Here is a 17535-nt window from a genome sequence, read left to right on the forward strand (position 1 = left end):
TCCGAGTCAATATCAATGGCTTGCCACGCAGAGTTTGCGCGGGTCTTTACCAACGGATAACGACCGCCCCCCAGGCCAGGCCGCCGCCGATCGCCTCTGTCACCACAAGATCGCCCGGTTTGATCCGGCCTTCGGCCTTTCCGACCGAAAGCGCCAGGGGAATCGAGGCGGCAGAGGTGTTGCCATGGTCCTGCACGGTAACGATGACGCGCTCCATCGGCACCTGCATGCGCTGCGCGGTGGCCTTGATGATGCGCAGGTTGGCCTGATGCGGCACGATCCAGTCCACATCGGCGCCCGAAAGCCCGGCCTTGTCCAGCGCCTTGTGCGCGGTGTCGGCGAGTTTCTCCACCGCGTGGCGGAACACTTCCTTGCCCTGCATCCGCAGGTGGCCGGTGGTCTGGGTCGAGACGCCGCCATCGACATAGAGAAGATCACGAAAACGCCCGTCGGAATTCAGGTCGGTGGCCAGAATGCCCCGGTCATCGGAGGTGCCGGCGCCTTCGGCAGCCTCGAGGATCAGCGCGCCGGCGCCGTCGCCGAACAGTACGCAGGTGCCGCGATCGGTCCAGTCCATGATGCGGCTGAAGGTCTCGGCGCCGATCACCATCACCCGGCGGGCCTGGCCAGAGATGATCATCGCATTGGCATTGCTGAGCGCGAAGATGAAGCCCGCGCAAACCGCCTGAACGTCGAAGGCGAAGCCGCGCGTCATTCCGATCTGGTCCTGCACCATGGTGGCGGCGGAGGGAAAGGTCAGATCGGCGGTCGAGGTGGCAACGATGATCGCGTCCACGTCATCCGGCGCCAGCCCGGCGTCTTTCAGCGCGGCCTGAGCAGCCTTGGCCGCAAGCTGAGAGGTGGTTTCACCCTCGGCCGCGAAATGGCGCCGTTCGATCCCCGAGCGGCTGCGGATCCATTCATCGGACGTGTCCAGAGTGTCTTCAAACGCGCTGTTCGGCACGATCCGTTCCGGAAGATAGTGCCCGACGCCCGCAACCACGGCCCGAATTGTCATTTTATATTACCGCTCTTGGCCTCGATCTTCCGGCCATCTTGAAGGGGGGAGGTCGCCGATGCAACCCGTGCCGCCAGCCTTTCGGAAAAACCTGACTGAGACAGTTGGAAGGCCAGTTTCACGGCTGCGGAAATGCCTGTCGCATCGGCCGATCCGTGGGATTTGACCACGGTTCCGTTCAGCCCCAGAAACACCCCGCCATTGACCTGGCGCGGGTCGATCCGCTTGGACAGGCGGCGCATCGAGGTATAGGCCAGCATCGCCGCGACGCGCGACAGCGGCGAGAATTTGAAGGCTTCCTTCAGCAGCTCGCTGATCAGCTTGGCGATGCCCTCGGCCGTTTTCAGGGCGACGTTGCCGGTAAAGCCATCGCTCACGATGACATCCACCTTGTCGGACGGTATGTCACCGCCTTCGACGAAGCCCACGAACTCGAAATCATTGGCAGGGGCGGCAACCGCGATCAGATCATGCGCGGCTTTCAGTTCGGCCCGGCCCTTGTGCTCTTCGGTGCCGACATTCAGCAGGCCGATGCGCGGGCGGGGCAGGTCCAGCCCGTTGCGGGCGTAGGAGGCGCCCATCAGGGCGAATTGCAGCAGGTCATGCTCATCGGCGCGGATGTCGGCGCCGACGTCCAGCATCACGTTGAACCCGCCGGGGTTGCGCGACGGCCAGAGGCAGGCGATGGCCGGCCGGTTGATGCCCGGCAGCTTGCGCAGGCGCACCATCGACAGCGCCATCAGCGCACCGGTATTTCCGCAGGAGACACAGACGGTGGCCTCGCCGTTGCGTACGCTTTCGATGGCCGACCACATGGAGGTGCCCTTGCCGTGCCGCATGACATGCGAAGGCTTTGCGTCCATCGTCACCACGCCTTCGGCATGGCGCAGCTCGCACCTGTCGGTCAGGATCTTGCGCTTGGCCACGAGCCGTTCCAGCACGTCTTGCGGCCCGTGCAGGATGAAGCGGATATCAGGGTTCTTGGCGGCCGAACGGGCTATGCCGGCGACAACCGCCGCCGGCCCCCGGTCACCCCCCATCGCGTCCACCGATATCACGGTGCGTGGGGGGGTCGGTATTGCCAGGTCTGTTTTTGAAGCCATGATAAGGCGCGCAGCCCCTTCCGGGACCGATTACGCCGCGTCTTCGTCCAGATCGATGGTATCCGCCTGGGCGACGACCTCACGGTCGGCATAGTGGCCGCAGGCGACGCAGACGTGATGCGGGCGCTTCAGCTCGCCGCAGTTGGAGCATTCGGCGGGGTTGCCGGGAACCAGCGCATCGTGCGAGCGACGGTTGCCACGGCGCGACCGCGTGATCTTATTCTGAGGGACAGCCATGTCTCAACCTCGGTGTTTGCGGGGCATGCGCCCATGAATTTCAAGGGAATGAGCGACCTTTGCACCAGCCTGGCGCGCCGTCCTACCCAACCTGTAAACGAGGCCGGGAACATACTCGGATTCGATCCCGGCGCAAGCCTTTTCTGTGGCTTTCTTACTCTTCTTCCAGACGTTTTTTCAAGTCCGCCAATCCGGAAAAAGGTTTCAGCGCCTCATCGCGCAACGGCGCCTTGCCGGGTTCGGTGAAAACGGCCTCGCCGAGTTCGGCATCCGCGGCGCGCGGAAACAGCGGCAGCGCCAGTGCCAGCGCCTCTTCCATCACCTGGGCCAGATCCAGCGTTTCGGGCAGTTTCTCGATGCTGTCATCCTCGGGCATCTCGGCCTCGTCGGCGGCAGGCAACTCGGGCATCCGCGCCAGATAGGTGCGGTGGACCGGCTCGTCGATGCGGGTTGTCACGGGTGCCAGGGTCACGACGCAGGGCTGCACCACGGTGGCGCCCAGCCGCGCCTCCAGCCGCCAGTCCGAGCGGCCCTGGGGCACGAGCGTGCCGGTGAAGCTGAGCTTTCGCAGCGCGAGCAGGTCCTGCCGGGCCGCGATCTCGGTCAGCGCGTCGGCCCCGGGGCGCAGCGCGAAGGTGTGGGGCTTTCCGGCAGCCAGGGCCGCGAGCCTGATGAGGGTTTGCGAGCGGTCGTCCATTGCACGCTCCATTCTTGAACAGATGCCAATCCTTCTGTAAGCGGATACGAAGCGCAACGCGGCGTGGCAAGAGGTAGGCATGCGAAAGACCGGGGGGATCATGAAACTTGCGATCGTTGCAGGGCTGGCACTGGGCCTTTCCGCCTGTACGCCGATCTACCGCAACCATGGCTATGCGCCGTCCGAGACGGAACTGGGCGAGGTCGTCGTGGGAATCGACACGCGCGATACCGTGCAGGATGTGATCGGGCCGCCCTCGGCCTCGGGCGTGATCCGCGAAGACGCGTGGTATTACGTCGCAAGCCGGTGGCAGACGCGGGGCATGTACGCGCCCGAGGTTCTGAACCGAGAGCTTGTGGCGATCTCGTTCGATGACGCGGGAACCGTGCGCAACATCGAGCGCTACGGCCTGGAGCATGGCCGCGTGGTTGCCCTGAACCGCCGCGTGACCGATGACAACATCAAGGGTGTCTCGTTCATCGGGCAGCTTCTGGGCAACATCGGTAACGTCACGGCGGATCAGTTGCTCGGCCAGGGCCCCAACGGCAACTAATCCTGCGGCTGAAACTCCAGCGCCACACCGTTGATGCAATAGCGCAGGCCGGTGGGCGCGGGACCGTCGGGAAACACGTGGCCCAGATGCGCATCGCAGCGCGCGCAATGCACCTCGATCCGGCGCATGAACCAGCTGTTATCCTGCTTTTCGCCGACCGGCGCCCCCTCGGCCGGGGCATAGAAGCTGGGCCAGCCGGTGCCGCTGTCGAATTTCGTCGCCTGATCGAACAGCGGCGCGCCGCAGCACACACAGCGGTACAGGCCAGGGGCCTTGGGGAAATCGTCATGGGTAAAGGCGCGTTCGGTGCCGTGTTTGCGCGTGACCTTATAGGCCAGCGGTGACAGTTGCGCGCGCCACTCATCGTCGGGTTTTTCGATCTTGTCACTCATCCGGAGGTCTCCTTTGTCAAGCAAGTGTCACATCTTGTGTGATACAGCGCTGCAAACCATATCTAGGCTTGCCGGCACATGCTTGCCAGTGGATTGAGGAGCTCAAGCGCGATGTTGTCACTTCGCAAGGGACGTTATGTTGCCCGGCTTGCCAGCGGACCGGCCGATATCCACGCCGCGCAGGCGTTGCGAACGCTGACCTTTCGCGGCGCGGGCGGGGTGCCGGATGTCGATGCTTTCGACGATCTGTGCCAGCACGTGCTCGTGGAAGAGGCCAAAAGCGGCACGCTGGTGTGCTGTTTCCGCCTGCTGCCGCTGCGCGGCGGCGCCGAGATCGGGCAAAGCTATTCGGCGCAGTATTACGAGCTTTCCGGCCTGGAGGACTTCACGGGCCCGATGGTGGAAATGGGCCGGTTCTGCATCCACCCCGATTGGAAAGACGCCGACATCCTGCGCGTCGCCTGGGGCGCGATGACCCGATTCGTGGATGACGAGAATGTGGAACTTCTGTTCGGCTGTTCGTCTTTCCGGGGCACCGAGGCCGAGGATTACATGGATGCTTTCGCCCTGCTGAAGGATCGGCATCTGGCGCCCAAGCGGTTTTTGCCGCGGATCAAGGCGCCGAACGTCTTCCGCTTCGCCCAGAAGCTGCGGCGCAAGAAGCCGGATGCCAAACGCGCGCAGCTGGGGATGCCGCCATTGCTGCGGACCTATCTGCTGATGGGTGGCTGGGTGTCGGATCACGCCGTGGTCGACCGGGATCTGAACACGCTGCATGTGTTCACCGGGCTGGAGATCAAGGCGATCCCGCCCGCCCGCAAGCGCCTGTTGCGCGGCGTGGCGGGGTAGGCGGGGGTACATCGAAACCTTGCGGCCCGAAAAACCTTCGCAATAATTTTCCGCCCTTCGCGCACCCCGTTGACGGCGGCACCCGCGGGATATAGCTCGCCCCTATGGCACGTGCTCCTCTTCTTCAGCTTTCGAATATTTCGCTGACCTTCGGCGGCGACCCGGTGTTTTCCGGGCTCGACCTTGTGGTGCAGCCCGGCGACCGTGTGGCGCTGGTCGGGCGCAACGGCTCGGGCAAGTCCACCCTGATGAAGGTGATGGCCGGCCTTGTCGAGCCCGACAGCGGCATGCGCGTCGTTTCTCCGGGCGTGTCGGTGGGCTATATGGAGCAGGAGCCCGATCTTTCGGGCTTTGCCACGCTGGGCGATTTCGCCGCCTCCGCGCTTGATGTGGGCGAGGAATACCGGGTGGCGATGGTGGCAGACGGGCTGAAATTCGATCCCGAGCGCCCGGTCGAAACCGCCTCGGGCGGAGAGCGGCGCCGGGCGGCGCTGGCCAAGCTTCTGGCCGAGGCGCCGGAACTGATGCTGTTGGACGAGCCCACCAACCACCTGGATATCGAGGCCATCGCCTGGCTGGAGCGCGAGCTGTCGGAGACGCGCACGGCCTTCGTTCTGATCAGCCACGACCGCGCCTTCCTGCGCGCGCTGACCCGCGCGACCCTGTGGATCGACCGGGGCGCGGTACGGCGGCAGGAAAAGGGCTTTGACGCGTTCGAGGCCTGGCGCGACAAGATCTGGGAAGAAGAGGACGAGGCGCGCCACAAGCTCGACCGCAAGATCAAGGCCGAGGCCCGCTGGGCGGTCGAAGGCATCAGCGCGCGGCGCAAGCGCAACCAGGGCCGGGTGCGGGCGCTGGGGGATCTGCGCGCCGAGCGCGCGTCGATGATCCGCCGTCAGGGCACCGCCGACATGGCGCTGGAGGCGGGCCAGAAATCGGGCAAGCGGGTGATCGAGGCGCGGGGCATTTCCAAGGCGTTCGGCGACAGGGTGATCCTGCGTGATTTCTCGCTTCGGGTGCTGCGCGGCGACAGGGTGGCCTTCGTCGGCCCCAATGGCGCGGGCAAGACCACGCTGCTGAAAATGCTGACGGGCGAGATCGCGCCGGACACCGGCGAGGTGGTGCTGGGCACCAATCTGCAGATGGCGGTGTTCGATCAGAACCGGGCCCGGCTTGACCCCAAGCTCAGCCTTTGGGAAAGCCTGACCGGCGACCCGGGGATGCGCGTTTCGGGCAAGGCCGATCAGGTGCTGGTGCGCGGGCAGCCGCGCCATGTGGTCGGCTATCTGAAGGATTTCCTGTTTGACGAACGTCAGGCGCGGGCGCCCGTGTCCAGCCTGTCGGGGGGCGAAAAGGCGCGGCTGTTGCTGGCCAAGATCATGGCACAGGAAAGCAACCTTCTGGTGCTCGACGAACCGACCAACGATCTGGATGTGGAAACGCTCGATCTGTTGCAGGAGCTTCTGGACGATTACGACGGCACCGTGCTTCTGGTCAGCCACGACCGGGATTTCCTCGACCGTGTGGCCGGCACCACCATCGCCATGGAGGGTGACGGCTATGCCACCGTCTATGCCGGCGGCTGGAGCGACTATCGCGCGCAGCGCCAGGATCGCGCGGCACCGGAGCCTGCCGCGAAAAAGGACGGCGCCACGCCGAAGGCCCAGCCGGGCGTGAAACCGGGGGCAGAGGGGCTGTCTTTCACGGAAAAACACCGGCTTGAGCAGTTGCCCGACGTGATCGCGCGGCTGGAGGCCGAGATCGCCAAGCTCGAGGTGTTTCTTTCGGCACCCGATCTCTTCACCGCCGAGCCGGTGAAGTTCCGCAAGGCGACGGAGGCGCTGGTCGAACGTCAGGCCGTCCTTGCCGCCGCGGAAGAGGAATGGCTGTCGCTCGAGGAACGGGCCGCGGGGTGAGCGCTATGCGGCCGAAGGGTGCAGGGCGGGGCGATAGCCGGCCGCCAGCACGGCCACGGCGGGGCGCGGCGTCAGGACGGTGACATTGCCCCCGGCCGGGCGCGGCAGGGGGGATGCATAGCCCTCGGGCCGGTAGGGCCACAGGAATGCGCCCAGAACCAGGCAGATCTTCCCGCCGGGCAGTGCCACGAAGGCGCCATCGGGCAGGGCGGCGATATCGGCCATATGGGTGATCTGGCGCCGGTCGCGGGTCACGCGGGCCCGGTGCAGCGCGGCATCCATCGCGGGCGCGCGCGCCGCGCGGCCCTGCGCAAGCGCCCATGCGGCCCCGAACCGGTTGAAATCGGCCCGCCGGCATTCGGCACAGGGGCGATGCCCGGCGGCCAGCGCCACGGCCTCGTCCAGAAAGAACAGCTCTGTGTAGCTATGCGGCGTCATCAGCCCGCGCCTGCGGCCCTTGAACGCCAGCGCGCAGGTGATCCATGCCTTGTGCCGCCAGCGCGCCGCGCCAAGGCGCTGTTGCTCGTCATGCAGGATGCCGCGGTTGCCCATGAACAGGCCGCGCGCCGGGGTCGCGATGATCTGCCCCGTCGGCTGAACGCGATTTTGCAGCGGCATCGCCTACCACCGGCCGCTGGCACCGCCACCCGAAGAGCCGCCGCCGCCGAAGTTGCCGCCGGAGCCGGTGTTCCGCCGGCGGGGGGCGATGGTGAAGTTCTCGCTGTCGCGATAGTCGCAATAGCGGCACTCGGTGATGCGGTGGCCCAGGCCGGAGGCCGAAAGTGCCGCGTCGCGCTCGGTCTCGCTGTGCCGGCGCAGGCCGAAGCGGCCGCAGTTCGGGCAACGGCGCAGCCCCTGCGACAGGTCGCCAAGCCGGCGGCGAAACACCAGCAGGAGCATGGCCCCGATGATGACCAGGGGCACCAGAACCGGTTTCAGCTCGCCCGGCCGTTCCGACAGGCCGGGCGCCTCGGGCGGCAGCGCTTGCGCATGCGGATAGGCGATGCGGGCCAGCGTGGCGGCGGTTCCGGCCTCGATCCCCTGTTCATGGCGCCCCTCACGGAAGGCGGGCAGGAATTCGGTGTCGATGATCTGTTGTGCGATCCAGTCGAAATCGCGCCCATAGCCGGAACCAAGCTCGATCCGCATTTCGCGGTCCTCGCGGAGCACGAGGATCAATATGCCGTCATGCCGCGTGGCATCACCGATGCCCCAGGTGTTGAAGAGGCCGGTGGCGAAACGTTCGAGCGTGGCGGAATAGTCATAGTCGCTGCGGGTGGCGAGGGTGAGCAGGGTGGCCTCGATCCCGGTTTCGCCCCTGAGGCGCCGCAGCGCGTCCTGCACCCGGTCTTCGGCCTCGGGGCCAAGCAGATCGGCATGGTCATTGACGTAGAGCGAGGCAGGGGCGGGATAGGGTTCGGCGGCGGCTGGCGGTGCGACGGCCAGCAGGAAAAGCGCACAGAGCGCGAGAATCAGCCGCAGCATGGGGGTGTCCTGTTCGTTCGCGCCTCTGGTCGCCGCCGATAATGGCGGGCATGGCGGGCGCGGTCAAATTTCCGTGGCGTTCTGGCGCCGGGTTCCGTCAACTTGCCGTGATCGGAGGTCGGTCCGGCAAACTCCCGCCGATGACGAGGTGGGAATTTTTCCTTTTTAGGCAGCTATTTGCGCACCTCCGCGTCAACTGGTCGTGAGGCCCTTGTCGCGGAGCGTCGGCGCGCCAATCTCTGCACCAGCACCGGGCGAACCGCCCGGATGTATCGAGCAATAACGGCATCATGCCGAAGAAGGAGACGAACATGAAAACCGCAACTTCCCTTGCAGCACTGGCCCTCGTGGCTGCGGGCCCCGCGCTGGCGGGCAACCTTGAGCCGACGCCGGTCGAGCCGGTCGTGGCGACGCCGGTTCCGGTCGTGGCCGTGGGCCGTGACTGGACCGGAGGCTATGCCGGTCTGCAGCTTGGCTATGGCAATCTCGATGCCGGCGGCGCCCTGGGCGAGGATGGCGACGGCGCGATCGGCGGTGTCCATGCCGGGTATGACTATGACTTCGGCAGATATGTTCTGGGTGTCGGGGTTGACTATGAGGCGACCGACATCTCGCTCGGCGGTGGCGCCGGGGATATGGACAGTCTGGCGCGGCTGAAACTGCGTGGCGGTATCGATCTGGGCCAGACGCTGGTCTACGGCACCGGCGGCGCGGCCTATGCCGATGCGATCGGCAATGAGGATACCGGCTATTTCGTCGGTATCGGCGCCGAACGGATGATCCGCGAGAACGTGTCGCTGGGTGGTGAGGTTCTGTACCACGATTTCGACGATTTCGACGATACCGATGTGGATCTTGAAGCCACGACCGTGGCGGCACGCCTGTCGTTCAAGTTCTGACGCACACGCCGGGCCGGGGCCGATGCCCCGGCCCGGCGTTTCCTGCGCCAGGGCCGGAAGGCTAGTTGTTCAGCGCGGCCTGCACCTTTTGGGGCAGGCTGTCGCGGACGGTCTGATAGCTTTCCATCAGCCGCTCTTTCATCTCGGCCTCGTCGGTGCCTTCCACGGCGAGCGCGATCCAGCCGCCACGGGGCAGGTAGGGCGCGGTGCCGGCCCGGCCGACGGAGATCAGCATCTCCGCCACCTGATCGTCGGCGCATTTGAGCGAGACCCGGCCGCTGCCCTGGGCGCTCATGGCGAAAATCTTGCCGCCCACCTTCCAGACATCGGTTCCCGGCCCGAAGGGCTGTTCATAACAGGCACCGGGGAGGGATTCGCAGAAGTTCTTTATGCTGGCATTTTCCATGGCCGAACGCTGCCCAAAGCGCCGAGTCGAAACAAGAGGCTTGGCATGCGCAATGGCGGCTGTTACAGAAACTTCATGACCAACGGCACGACCATCATCATCTGCTGCATTATTACCTGCTGACATCGTCAGGCGGGCCGGTCTTCCAGTTTCCAATACTAACTGAAGTTGCTAAAGCCCGCCGCGGGACCGCGCGCGAAGGATTTACGCATGACCGAAATCAGGCTGCACAACACCAAGACCCGCCGCAAGGAGGTTTTCACGCCCATCGACCCGCGCGATGTGCGGATGTATGTCTGCGGCCCCACCGTCTATGACCGGGCGCATCTGGGCAACGCGCGCCCGGTGCTGGTGTTCGACGTGCTCTACCGCCTGCTGCGCCATGCCTACGGACCCGAGCACGTGACCTATGTGCGCAACTTCACCGATGTGGATGACAAGATCATAAGGCGCGCCGAGGAAACCGGCCGCGAGATCGGCGCGATCACCGAAGAGACGATCCGCTGGTACCACGAAGACATGGAGGCGCTCGGCACGCTGCGCCCCGACCATGAGCCGCGCGCGACGGAGTATATCCCGCAGATGGTGGCGATGATCGGCGATCTGATCTCGAAGGGCCATGCCTATGTGGCCGAGGGCCATGTGCTGTTCGCGGTGGAAAGCTACGCCGGTTACGGCGCGCTGTCGGGCCGCACGGTGGATGACATGATCGCCGGCGCCCGGGTCGAGGTCGCGCCCTACAAGCGCAACCCGATGGATTTCGTTCTGTGGAAACCCTCATCGCCGGACCAGCCGGGCTGGGACAGCCCCTGGGGCCGGGGGCGGCCGGGCTGGCATATCGAATGCTCGGCCATGAGCTATGAGCTGTTGGGCGAAAGCTTCGACATTCATGGCGGTGGCAATGACCTGATGTTCCCGCATCACGAGAACGAGATCGCGCAAAGCTGCTGCGCCCACCCCGAGGGCGACTTCGCGCGGGTCTGGCTGCATAACGAGATGCTGCAGGTGGAGGGCAAGAAGATGTCCAAGAGTCTGGGCAATTTCTTTACCGTGCGCGATCTGCTGGATCAGGGCGTTCCGGGCGAGGTGATCCGGTTCGTGATGCTGAGCACGCATTATCGCAAGCCAATGGACTGGACGGCGGAGAAGGCGAAGGATGCCGAGAGAAACCTGAGAAAGTGGGTCGGTATCGTTCATCTGAAAGAAACGAGCGGGCCGCCGGACCCTCGCCTTGTCGAGGAACTCTCCAATGATCTGAACACTGCCGGAGCGATCGCCGTCCTGCACAAGCTGGCATCGGAGCAGGATTGCGCCGGCTTGAAGAATTCTCTGGAATTCCTGGGGTTGCCGACCCGTTCAGAAGGCCGTTGGGCGCTTACCTCCCAGCGTGTCCCGCGTGAGGTGGGCGATCAGGTGCGTGGTTTGATCGAGGAATGGCGACAAGCCCGCTCCGAGAAAAACTATCAACGAGCAGATAAAATCAGAGATGGGCTAGGCGCGGCTGGAATTTCGGTCGACTACTCAACAAACGGGGAAAACTGGGGGCTCACCGAGTATTTCGACCCCGCCAAGCTGGAGGCCATCCAATGACCGTTCGCAAGCAGAAGAATTTTCACGAAAATTCTTCGGGCCCGAAAAATCTTCGTGAAGATTTTTCTCAGGAGGCAACCGATGTCTAAAGAACGCCTTTACCTTTATGACACCACCCTGCGCGACGGGCAGCAGACCCAGGGCGTGCAGTTCTCGACCGCTGAAAAGCAGCAGATCGCGCAGACGCTCGACAGGCTCGGCCTCGACTATATCGAAGGCGGCTGGCCCGGCGCGAACCCCACCGACAGCGCGTTTTTCGACGCGGCCCCCGACACGCGCGCCACGATGACCGCCTTCGGAATGACCAAGCGCGCCGGGCGTAGCGCCGAAAACGACGATGTGCTGGCGGCGGTGATGAACGCGGGCACGCCCGCCGTCTGCCTCGTGGGCAAGACCCATGATTTCCACGTCACCACCGCGCTGAACATCACGCTGGAGGAAAACCTCGAAAACATCGCGCGTTCGGTCGAGCATCTGGTGGCGCAAGGGCGCGAGGCGTTGTTCGACGCCGAGCATTTCTTCGATGGCTACAAGGCCAATCCCGGCTATGCGCTGGAGTGCCTGAAGGCCGCGCATGATGCCGGGGCGCGGTGGATCGTGCTGTGCGACACCAACGGCGGCACCCTGCCCGAAGAGGTCGGGCGGATCACGGCGGCGGTGATCGACGCGGGCATCCCCGGCGATCATCTGGGCATCCACACCCATAACGACACCGGCAACGCCGTGGCCAGCTCGCTGGCCGCGATTGACGCGGGCGCGCGGCAGGTGCAGGGCACCCTGAACGGGCTGGGAGAGCGCTGCGGCAACGCCAACCTGTGCACCCTGATCCCGACGCTGCTGTTGAAGGAGCCTTATGCCGGGGCCTATGAAACCGGCATCAGCATGGAGGCGCTGGCCGATCTGACGCGTGCCTCGCGCCTGCTCGATGACATTCTGAACCGCGTTCCGGTGAAAAGCGCGCCCTATGTCGGCGCCTCGGCCTTTGCGCACAAGGCGGGGCTGCATGCCAGCGCGATCCTGAAAGACCCTGCGACCTATGAGCATATCGACCCGGCTCTGGTCGGCAATACGCGCATCATCCCGATGTCGAATCAGGCCGGGCAATCGAACCTGCGCCGCCGTCTGGCCGAAGCGGGGCTCGAGGTGGAAAAGGGCGATTCCGCGCTGGCCCGGATCCTCGACGAGATCAAGGCGCGCGAGGCGCAGGGCTATTCCTATGACACGGCGCAGGCCAGTTTTGAGCTTGTGGCGCGCAAGGTGCTGGGCCAGCTGCCGCATTTCTTCGAGGTCAAGCGCTACAAGGTCACGGTGGAGCGGCGCAAGAACCGGCGTGACCGGATGGTCAGCCTGTCCGAGGCGGTCGTGGTGGTGAAGATCGGCGACCAAAAGATGCTGTCGGTTTCCGAAAGCCACGACGAGGCGGGCAATGATCAGGGCCCGGTCAATGCCCTGTCCAAGGCGCTGGCCAAGGATCTGGGCCCCTATCAGAAACACATCGACGATATCCGGCTGGTCGATTTCAAGGTGCGCATCACCCAGGGCGGCACCGAGGCCGTGACCCGCGTGATCATCGACAGCGAAGACAGCGAGGGCCATCGCTGGTCCACCGTCGGGGTGTCGCCCAACATTGTCGATGCCAGTTTCGAGGCGCTGCTCGATGCGATCAACTGGAAACTGATCCGCGACGGGGCGACGGCATGACCGGAATGGAGGCGTTCTTCGAGGTTCACAAGGATCTGCCCCGAGAAGGCCCGGGAGAGCCGGCCGATGTGGATTGGGCGCTGTGTCTGGCCGACCTGCCGCCCGACGCCGCGATCTGTGATGCCGGCTGCGGCCCGGGGGGCGACATTGAAGCACTTCTGGCGCATGTGCCCCGGGGGCGGGTGCTGGCGATGGACGCCCATGCGCCTTTCGCGCAGGCGGCATCGGCACGCTTCGCCGAAGAGCCGAGGGTGACAGCACGGCCAGGTGACATGGCGGCGCTGGCGGCGCAGCCCGAGGCGCCGTTCGATCTGATCTGGTGCGCGGGGGCGCTCTATTTCCTGGGGGTGGAAAACGGGTTGGCGACGTTCCGCAAGGCGCTGAAGCCGGGCGGGGTGGTGGCCTTTTCGGAGCCTGTCTTTCTCACCGAGACCCCGTCGGATGATGCGCGTGCCTTCTGGGATGGCTATGCGACGCCGACGCAGGCGGAGCTGCGGGCGCAGATCGGGCGCGCGGGCTATGAGGTGCTCGGCACTCGCCGCGTGTCGGATGCGGCGTGGGAGAGATATTACGGCCCGATGGAAGCGCGGATCGAGGCGCTGCGCGCCGGGGCGGATGCAGAGCTGACCAGGGCGCTCGATGAGAGTGCGGCGGAGGCTGCGGCCTGGCGGCGGGTTCGGGCCGAGACCGGCTATCTGCTGGTTCTGGCGCGCCCGGCATGAGCGTTCAGGCCTGCGCCGAACTGGTGCGCCGGGGTGACCCGGACAGGTTTCTGTCGGCGATGGCCGCGCCCGCCGCGGCGCGGGAAAAGCTGTTTCCGCTTTATGCCTTCAACCTGGAGGTTGCGCGCGCGCCATGGGTGGCCTCCGAGCCGATGATCGCCGAGATGCGCCTGCAATGGTGGCGCGATGCGCTGGAGGAGATCGGGCAGGGCGGCACGGTGCGGCGGCACGAGGTGGTGACGCCGCTGTCGGCGGTGCTGACGCCGCCGGATGCCGCGCGGCTGGACCGGCTGGTGCAGGCCCGGCGCTGGGACGTGTACCGCGATGCCTTTGAGGACGCGGCGCATTTCGACGAGTATATCGACGCCACGGCGGGCCACCTGATGTGGACTGCCGCCCGCGCGCTGGGGGCGGCCACGGGCGAGGCGGCCGTGCGCGATTTCGCCTATGCCGCAGGGGTGGCCAACTGGCTGATCGCGATCCCCGAACTGGAGGCGCGCGGGCGTTTTCCGCTGGTCGACGGCAGGCCGGACTCTGTTGCGGCTTTGGCTGATAGCGCACTGAGGAGGCTGAAGAAATCCCGCGCCTCCCGGCGCGATGTGCCAAAGGCGGCGCGGGCAGCGCTTTTGGCCGGCTGGCGGGCGGAACCGGTTCTGAAACTGGCCCGGGCGGAACCGGCGGCGGTGGCCGAAGGGCGGCTTGGCGGTTCGGAATTCGCCCGGCGCGCCGGGTTGCTCCGGTCCAGCCTCAGCGGGCGCTGGTAGCGCGGATCACAGCGCCCGGTACATCACCAGCGCATCGACATAACCCCGATCGGGGTGCAGGAACGCGCCGGGCAGGCGGCCGACCTCTGCGAACCCGTTCGCCTGCCACAGCGCGATCGCGCGGGTATTGGTGGCAATCACGAAATTGAATTGCATGGCGCGGAACCCGGCCGCGCGCGCGGTTTCGAGCGCGTGGCCCAGCATGGCCCGCGCAACGCCCTTGCCCGAGGCGTGGCCTGCGGTGACGAAGCCGCAGTTGCACACATGCGCGCCGCCGCCCCGCTGGTTGGCGCACAGGTAATAGCTGCCCAGCGGCTGGTCGTCTTGTTCGGCCAGAAACACCCGGTGGCCGTTGCCGAGCCAGTATTCCAAGGCCGCCGCGCGCGGGATGTCGCGGGGCAGCGCATAGGTTGTTCCGTCGCGGAAAACGGGTTTCAGCATCGTCCAGATCGGATCGGCGTCGGCCGTGGTGGCAGCGCGGATCAGGGGACTTGCCGCGCCCTCAGGCATCTTCTTTGGGGCGCATGGTCAGCCAGATCAGCGCGCCGCCCGCGAGGGCCAGGAACGGCACCATGGCGATATTCACCGCCGTCCAGCCCTGCTGCACCGACCCGCCCGAACAGTTCATCAGCCCGCCAGACGCCAGCGAGGCGAAGGTCACGCCGCCGAACACGATCAGGTCGTTCATGCCCTGCACGCGGCCGCGCTCTTCGGGCGCATGGGCCCCGGCCAGCATCGAGGTGGCGCCGATGAAGCCGAAGTTCCAGCCCACGCCCAGAAGGATCAGCGCGACGAAGAAATGCTCCAGATCCACGCCCATCAGGGCGACGCCGCCCGCGCCGGCCAGAATGACCAGCCCCAGCGCCACGATTTTTTCCACGCCGTAGCGCGCGATCAGGTGACCGGTGAAGAAGGAGGGTACGAACATGGCCAGCACATGGGCCGTGACCACATTGGCGGCGTCCGAAGTCTCGAACCCGCAGCCGACCACCGCCAGCGGCGTCGAGGTCATCACCAGATTCATCAGCGCGTAGGAAACCAGCGCGCAGATGATGGCGACGGCGACGCGCGGGGTGCGCAAAAGCTCTGCCCGCGAGCGGCCGCGGGGCGCGTCATGGGCCGGGACGGGGGGCCTGGGGATGTCGATGAAGAAAAACAGCAGCGCGCCCAGCAGGTTGATGCCGATCACCGCCAGATAGGTGCCCATGAAGGGCACCACCATCGACTGGGCGGTCACCTTGACCAGTTGCGGGCCGATGATGGCCGAGGCGAGGCCGCCGGCCATGACATAGGAAATCGCCTTGGGACGGAAATCATCGGAAGCCGTATCGGCCGCGGCGAAGCGGTAAAAGCCCTGCGCGGACATGTAGATGCCGGTGAGGAAAGAGCCGAGCAGGAACAGCGGAAAAGAGGCCTGCATCAGCCCGTAGGCCCCGATCGCCGCCCCGCTGGCCCCGCCGGCCGCGCCGATGAAGAAGCCCGCGCGCCGCCCAAAACGCTGCATGATCGCCGACAGCGGCGTGGCGCTGAGCATCGAGCCCAGCACGATCATCGAGATCGGAAGCGTGGCGAAACAGGCGTTGGCGGCCAGAGATTGCCCGGCCAGCCCGCCGATGGTGAAGATCATCGGCATCTGCGCGCCGAGGAAAGCCTGCGCGAGCACGAGCACGAAGACATTGCGCCGGGTGCGGTCGTCGGACAGGGCGGGGGGCGAGGTGATTTCCGTCATGCCAGAGGAAGTAGCGCTGCGGCGTGGCCTTGGAAAGCCGGATAAGCTTGCGCAGATGCGAAAAGTGGAATGTCGTATCGGGTGTGTGCAATAGGAAATGCGGCGCGCGTGGCTGTCGGTGCGTGACTTTCTTGCCTCCGGCGGGGATATTTCGGGAAAGATGAAGCGAAAGGATGCGCCATTGGTGGGACGGATCATCCAAACCCCTGATTGCGTGGCCGAAGGCGCCGCCTATCTGGCGCGAATCGAGCCGCGTTTTGCCGATGCGCTGGCGCAGACCGGGCCATTGCCGCTGCGGCGGCGGCGTGACGGGTTCGAGGCGCTGCTGGACGCGATCGTGAGCCAGCAGGTTTCGGTGGCCGCGGCCGCTGCGATCTGGGGCCGGATGAAGGCGGCGAAGCTGACCGGGCCGCGCAAGGTGATCCGGGCCAGCGACGAAGAGTTGCGGGCCTGCGGTTTGTCGCGGCAGAAGATCCGCTATGCCAGGGCGCTGGCGGCGGCGCGGATCGATTTTCGCGCGTTGCGCGACGTGCCGACGCCGGAGGTGATTGCCACGCTTGTCGAGGTGCCGGGCATCGGCCGGTGGACGGCGGAGATCTACGCGATGTTTTCGCTGGGGCGCGCGGATGTCTTTGCGCCGGGGGATCTGGCGTTGCAGGAGGCGGCGAAGCTGTTGTTCGATCTGGAGGCGCGGCCGCGTGAGCGGGAGTTGCGCGTGATGGCCGAGGCCTGGGCGCCATGGCGGGGCGTTGCGGCGCGGGCGCTTTGGGCCTACTACCGGGTGGCGAAAGACAGGGAAGGGATCCGATGACCAGAGTTCTGGACAGTGACCGGCGCGGCCCGGCCAGGGGCAAGGCAAGCTCGCTTGTGGTGTTTCTGCACGGATATGGCGCCAATGGGGCCGATCTGCTGGGGCTGGCCGACCCGCTGGCGGCGCATATGCCGGGCACGGCCTTTGTGGCGCCCGATGCGCCCGAGCGCTGCGCCGGAGCGCCGTTCGGGTTTCAGTGGTTTCCGATTCCCTTCATCGACGGGTCGTCGGAGGAGGAGCGCCACGCCGGAATGATGCGGGCGGTGGATGATCTGAACGCCTTTCTGGATGCGGTGCTGGCCGACGAGGGGCTGAGCGCGGACCGGATGATTCTGCTGGGTTTTTCGCAAGGCACGATGATGAGCCTGCACGTGGCGCCGCGCCGCGCCGAGGCGGTGGCCGGGGTTGTCGGCTTTTCCGGCCGGTTGCTGGACCCCGAGGCGCTGGCCGATGAGGTGGTGAGCCGGCCGCCGGTTCTGTTGCTGCACGGTGATCAGGATGACGTGGTGCCGGTGCAATCGCTGCCCGAGGCCGGCGATGCGCTGAGCCAGGCCGGGTTCGAGGTGTTCGCCCATATCATGCAGGGCACCGCCCACGGCATCGCGCCGGACGGGCTTTCGGTGGCGCTCGCCTTCATGCGCGACCGGCTGGGCCTGGACTGAG

The 17535-nt window shown here is 65.9% G+C and carries 20 protein-coding genes; 10 read left to right on the forward strand and 10 right to left on the reverse strand.

The window, feature by feature from the left end:
* Positions 1-46 precede the first annotated feature (46 nt).
* The 4 genes from GGR17_RS08755 to GGR17_RS08770 all read right to left on the reverse strand — a co-directional run bounded on the left by GGR17_RS08755 (position 47) and on the right by GGR17_RS08770 (position 3055).
* Positions 47-1018: a beta-ketoacyl-ACP synthase III gene (locus tag GGR17_RS08755; protein ID WP_037205603.1), complete on the reverse strand. Its 972-nt coding sequence runs from the start codon at positions 1016-1018 to the stop codon at positions 47-49.
* Positions 1015-2121, reverse strand: coding sequence for a phosphate acyltransferase PlsX (plsX, locus tag GGR17_RS08760; RefSeq protein ID WP_054538681.1), 1107 nt, complete (start codon positions 2119-2121; stop codon positions 1015-1017). The genes GGR17_RS08755 and plsX overlap by 4 nt, the downstream gene beginning before the upstream one ends.
* Positions 2122-2151: 30 nt before the next feature.
* The gene (rpmF, locus tag GGR17_RS08765) at positions 2152-2358 is read right to left on the reverse strand and encodes a 50S ribosomal protein L32 (protein WP_037205608.1); all 207 of its coding nucleotides are present in this window, start codon (positions 2356-2358) and stop codon (positions 2152-2154) included.
* 154 nt (positions 2359-2512) lie between these two features.
* The gene (locus tag GGR17_RS08770; RefSeq protein ID WP_235974467.1) at positions 2513-3055 is read right to left on the reverse strand and encodes a YceD family protein; all 543 of its coding nucleotides are present in this window, start codon (positions 3053-3055) and stop codon (positions 2513-2515) included.
* Positions 3056-3134: 79 nt separating this feature from the next.
* On the opposite strand from GGR17_RS08770, the gene GGR17_RS08775 reads away from it, so the two are divergent.
* On the forward strand, positions 3135-3608 hold the full coding sequence (locus GGR17_RS08775) for an outer membrane protein assembly factor BamE (protein ID WP_037205609.1): 474 nt from the start codon (positions 3135-3137) through the stop codon (positions 3606-3608).
* On the opposite strand, the gene msrB is transcribed toward GGR17_RS08775, so the two are convergent.
* A complete protein-coding gene (msrB, locus tag GGR17_RS08780; protein ID WP_054538682.1) occupies positions 3605-4000 on the reverse strand; it encodes a peptide-methionine (R)-S-oxide reductase MsrB in 396 nt (131 codons plus the stop codon). The two genes, GGR17_RS08775 and msrB, sit on opposite strands and share 4 nt — an antisense overlap.
* 111 nt (positions 4001-4111) lie before the next feature.
* On the opposite strand from msrB, the gene GGR17_RS08785 reads away from it, so the two are divergent.
* Both GGR17_RS08785 and GGR17_RS08790 read left to right on the forward strand, forming a co-directional pair.
* The gene (locus tag GGR17_RS08785; RefSeq protein ID WP_081940093.1) at positions 4112-4849 is read left to right on the forward strand and encodes a GNAT family N-acetyltransferase; all 738 of its coding nucleotides are present in this window, start codon (positions 4112-4114) and stop codon (positions 4847-4849) included.
* 104 nt (positions 4850-4953) lie between these two features.
* Complete coding sequence (locus tag GGR17_RS08790) at positions 4954-6765, forward strand: ABC-F family ATP-binding cassette domain-containing protein (protein WP_054538683.1); 1812 nt, start codon at positions 4954-4956, stop codon at positions 6763-6765.
* A gap of 3 nt (positions 6766-6768) precedes the next feature.
* On the opposite strand, the gene GGR17_RS08795 is transcribed toward GGR17_RS08790, so the two are convergent.
* Positions 6769-7383, reverse strand: coding sequence for a hypothetical protein (locus GGR17_RS08795; RefSeq protein WP_037205619.1), 615 nt, complete (start codon positions 7381-7383; stop codon positions 6769-6771).
* A 3-nt stretch (positions 7384-7386) separates the two neighbouring features.
* On the reverse strand, positions 7387-8250 hold the full coding sequence (locus tag GGR17_RS08800) for a TPM domain-containing protein (RefSeq protein ID WP_054538684.1): 864 nt from the start codon (positions 8248-8250) through the stop codon (positions 7387-7389).
* A gap of 311 nt (positions 8251-8561) precedes the next feature.
* Between GGR17_RS08800 and GGR17_RS08805 the strand changes: the two genes are divergently transcribed.
* A complete protein-coding gene (locus GGR17_RS08805; RefSeq protein ID WP_054538685.1) occupies positions 8562-9149 on the forward strand; it encodes an outer membrane protein in 588 nt (195 codons plus the stop codon).
* Positions 9150-9210: 61 nt separating this feature from the next.
* On the opposite strand, the gene GGR17_RS08810 is transcribed toward GGR17_RS08805, so the two are convergent.
* The gene (locus tag GGR17_RS08810; protein ID WP_054538686.1) at positions 9211-9555 is read right to left on the reverse strand and encodes an MmcQ/YjbR family DNA-binding protein; all 345 of its coding nucleotides are present in this window, start codon (positions 9553-9555) and stop codon (positions 9211-9213) included.
* Between the two features lie 210 nt (positions 9556-9765).
* Here GGR17_RS08810 and cysS point away from each other — a divergent pair, with 210 nt between their 5' ends.
* The 4 genes from cysS (at position 9766) to GGR17_RS08830 (ending at position 14332) form a co-directional block, all read left to right on the forward strand.
* A complete protein-coding gene (gene cysS / locus GGR17_RS08815) occupies positions 9766-11145 on the forward strand; it encodes a cysteine--tRNA ligase (RefSeq protein WP_054538687.1) in 1380 nt (459 codons plus the stop codon).
* An 81-nt stretch (positions 11146-11226) separates the two neighbouring features.
* Entirely contained in the window at positions 11227-12846 is a 1620-nt protein-coding gene (gene cimA, locus GGR17_RS08820) for a citramalate synthase (protein WP_054538688.1), read from the forward strand.
* Positions 12843-13568 (forward strand): class I SAM-dependent methyltransferase, encoded by a 726-nt coding sequence (locus GGR17_RS08825; RefSeq protein ID WP_054538689.1) that lies wholly within the window; start codon positions 12843-12845, stop codon positions 13566-13568. The genes cimA and GGR17_RS08825 overlap by 4 nt, the downstream gene beginning before the upstream one ends.
* Positions 13565-14332, forward strand: a complete 768-nt coding sequence (locus GGR17_RS08830) for a squalene/phytoene synthase family protein (RefSeq protein WP_054538690.1) — start codon at positions 13565-13567, stop codon at positions 14330-14332. The genes GGR17_RS08825 and GGR17_RS08830 overlap by 4 nt, the downstream gene beginning before the upstream one ends.
* Positions 14333-14338: 6 nt before the next feature.
* Here GGR17_RS08830 and GGR17_RS08835 read toward each other — a convergent pair whose 3' ends face one another.
* The gene (locus GGR17_RS08835) at positions 14339-14842 is read right to left on the reverse strand and encodes a GNAT family N-acetyltransferase (protein ID WP_054538691.1); all 504 of its coding nucleotides are present in this window, start codon (positions 14840-14842) and stop codon (positions 14339-14341) included.
* Positions 14835-16061 carry an MFS transporter gene (locus GGR17_RS08840; RefSeq protein ID WP_054538692.1) on the reverse strand — a complete coding sequence of 409 codons (1227 nt, stop codon included), beginning with the start codon at positions 16059-16061 and terminating at the stop codon, positions 14835-14837. The genes GGR17_RS08835 and GGR17_RS08840 overlap by 8 nt, the downstream gene beginning before the upstream one ends.
* A gap of 160 nt (positions 16062-16221) precedes the next feature.
* On the opposite strand from GGR17_RS08840, the gene GGR17_RS08845 reads away from it, so the two are divergent.
* Positions 16222-16872, forward strand: coding sequence for a DNA-3-methyladenine glycosylase family protein (locus GGR17_RS08845; protein ID WP_054540367.1), 651 nt, complete (start codon positions 16222-16224; stop codon positions 16870-16872).
* Complete coding sequence (locus GGR17_RS08850) at positions 16869-17534, forward strand: alpha/beta hydrolase (protein ID WP_037205637.1); 666 nt, start codon at positions 16869-16871, stop codon at positions 17532-17534. The genes GGR17_RS08845 and GGR17_RS08850 overlap by 4 nt, the downstream gene beginning before the upstream one ends.
* Position 17535 lies beyond the last annotated feature (1 nt).

This window comes from Actibacterium naphthalenivorans (assembly GCF_014196965.1).
In the GTDB taxonomy this organism is placed as follows: Bacteria; Pseudomonadota; Alphaproteobacteria; order Rhodobacterales; family Rhodobacteraceae; genus Actibacterium_A; species Actibacterium_A naphthalenivorans.

Excerpts from the sequence above, each read along its gene's own strand:
- GGR17_RS08755 (WP_037205603.1), bottom strand. The coding sequence starts at position 1,018 with ATGACAATTCGGGCCGTGGTTGCGGGCGTCGGGCACTATCTTCCGGAA.
- plsX (WP_054538681.1), bottom strand. The coding sequence starts at position 2,121 with ATGGCTTCAAAAACAGACCTGGCAATACCGACCCCCCCACGCACCGTG.
- rpmF (WP_037205608.1), bottom strand. The coding sequence starts at position 2,358 with ATGGCTGTCCCTCAGAATAAGATCACGCGGTCGCGCCGTGGCAACCGT.
- GGR17_RS08770 (WP_235974467.1), bottom strand. The coding sequence starts at position 3,055 with ATGGACGACCGCTCGCAAACCCTCATCAGGCTCGCGGCCCTGGCTGCC.
- GGR17_RS08775 (WP_037205609.1), top strand. The coding sequence starts at position 3,135 with ATGCGAAAGACCGGGGGGATCATGAAACTTGCGATCGTTGCAGGGCTG.
- msrB (WP_054538682.1), bottom strand. The coding sequence starts at position 4,000 with ATGAGTGACAAGATCGAAAAACCCGACGATGAGTGGCGCGCGCAACTG.
- GGR17_RS08785 (WP_081940093.1), top strand. The coding sequence starts at position 4,112 with ATGTTGTCACTTCGCAAGGGACGTTATGTTGCCCGGCTTGCCAGCGGA.
- GGR17_RS08790 (WP_054538683.1), top strand. The coding sequence starts at position 4,954 with ATGGCACGTGCTCCTCTTCTTCAGCTTTCGAATATTTCGCTGACCTTC.
- GGR17_RS08795 (WP_037205619.1), bottom strand. The coding sequence starts at position 7,383 with ATGCCGCTGCAAAATCGCGTTCAGCCGACGGGGCAGATCATCGCGACC.
- GGR17_RS08800 (WP_054538684.1), bottom strand. The coding sequence starts at position 8,250 with ATGCTGCGGCTGATTCTCGCGCTCTGTGCGCTTTTCCTGCTGGCCGTC.
- GGR17_RS08805 (WP_054538685.1), top strand. The coding sequence starts at position 8,562 with ATGAAAACCGCAACTTCCCTTGCAGCACTGGCCCTCGTGGCTGCGGGC.
- GGR17_RS08810 (WP_054538686.1), bottom strand. The coding sequence starts at position 9,555 with ATGGAAAATGCCAGCATAAAGAACTTCTGCGAATCCCTCCCCGGTGCC.
- cysS (WP_054538687.1), top strand. The coding sequence starts at position 9,766 with ATGACCGAAATCAGGCTGCACAACACCAAGACCCGCCGCAAGGAGGTT.
- cimA (WP_054538688.1), top strand. The coding sequence starts at position 11,227 with ATGTCTAAAGAACGCCTTTACCTTTATGACACCACCCTGCGCGACGGG.
- GGR17_RS08825 (WP_054538689.1), top strand. The coding sequence starts at position 12,843 with ATGACCGGAATGGAGGCGTTCTTCGAGGTTCACAAGGATCTGCCCCGA.
- GGR17_RS08830 (WP_054538690.1), top strand. The coding sequence starts at position 13,565 with ATGAGCGTTCAGGCCTGCGCCGAACTGGTGCGCCGGGGTGACCCGGAC.
- GGR17_RS08835 (WP_054538691.1), bottom strand. The coding sequence starts at position 14,842 with ATGCCTGAGGGCGCGGCAAGTCCCCTGATCCGCGCTGCCACCACGGCC.
- GGR17_RS08840 (WP_054538692.1), bottom strand. The coding sequence starts at position 16,061 with ATGACGGAAATCACCTCGCCCCCCGCCCTGTCCGACGACCGCACCCGG.
- GGR17_RS08845 (WP_054540367.1), top strand. The coding sequence starts at position 16,222 with ATGAAGCGAAAGGATGCGCCATTGGTGGGACGGATCATCCAAACCCCT.
- GGR17_RS08850 (WP_037205637.1), top strand. The coding sequence starts at position 16,869 with ATGACCAGAGTTCTGGACAGTGACCGGCGCGGCCCGGCCAGGGGCAAG.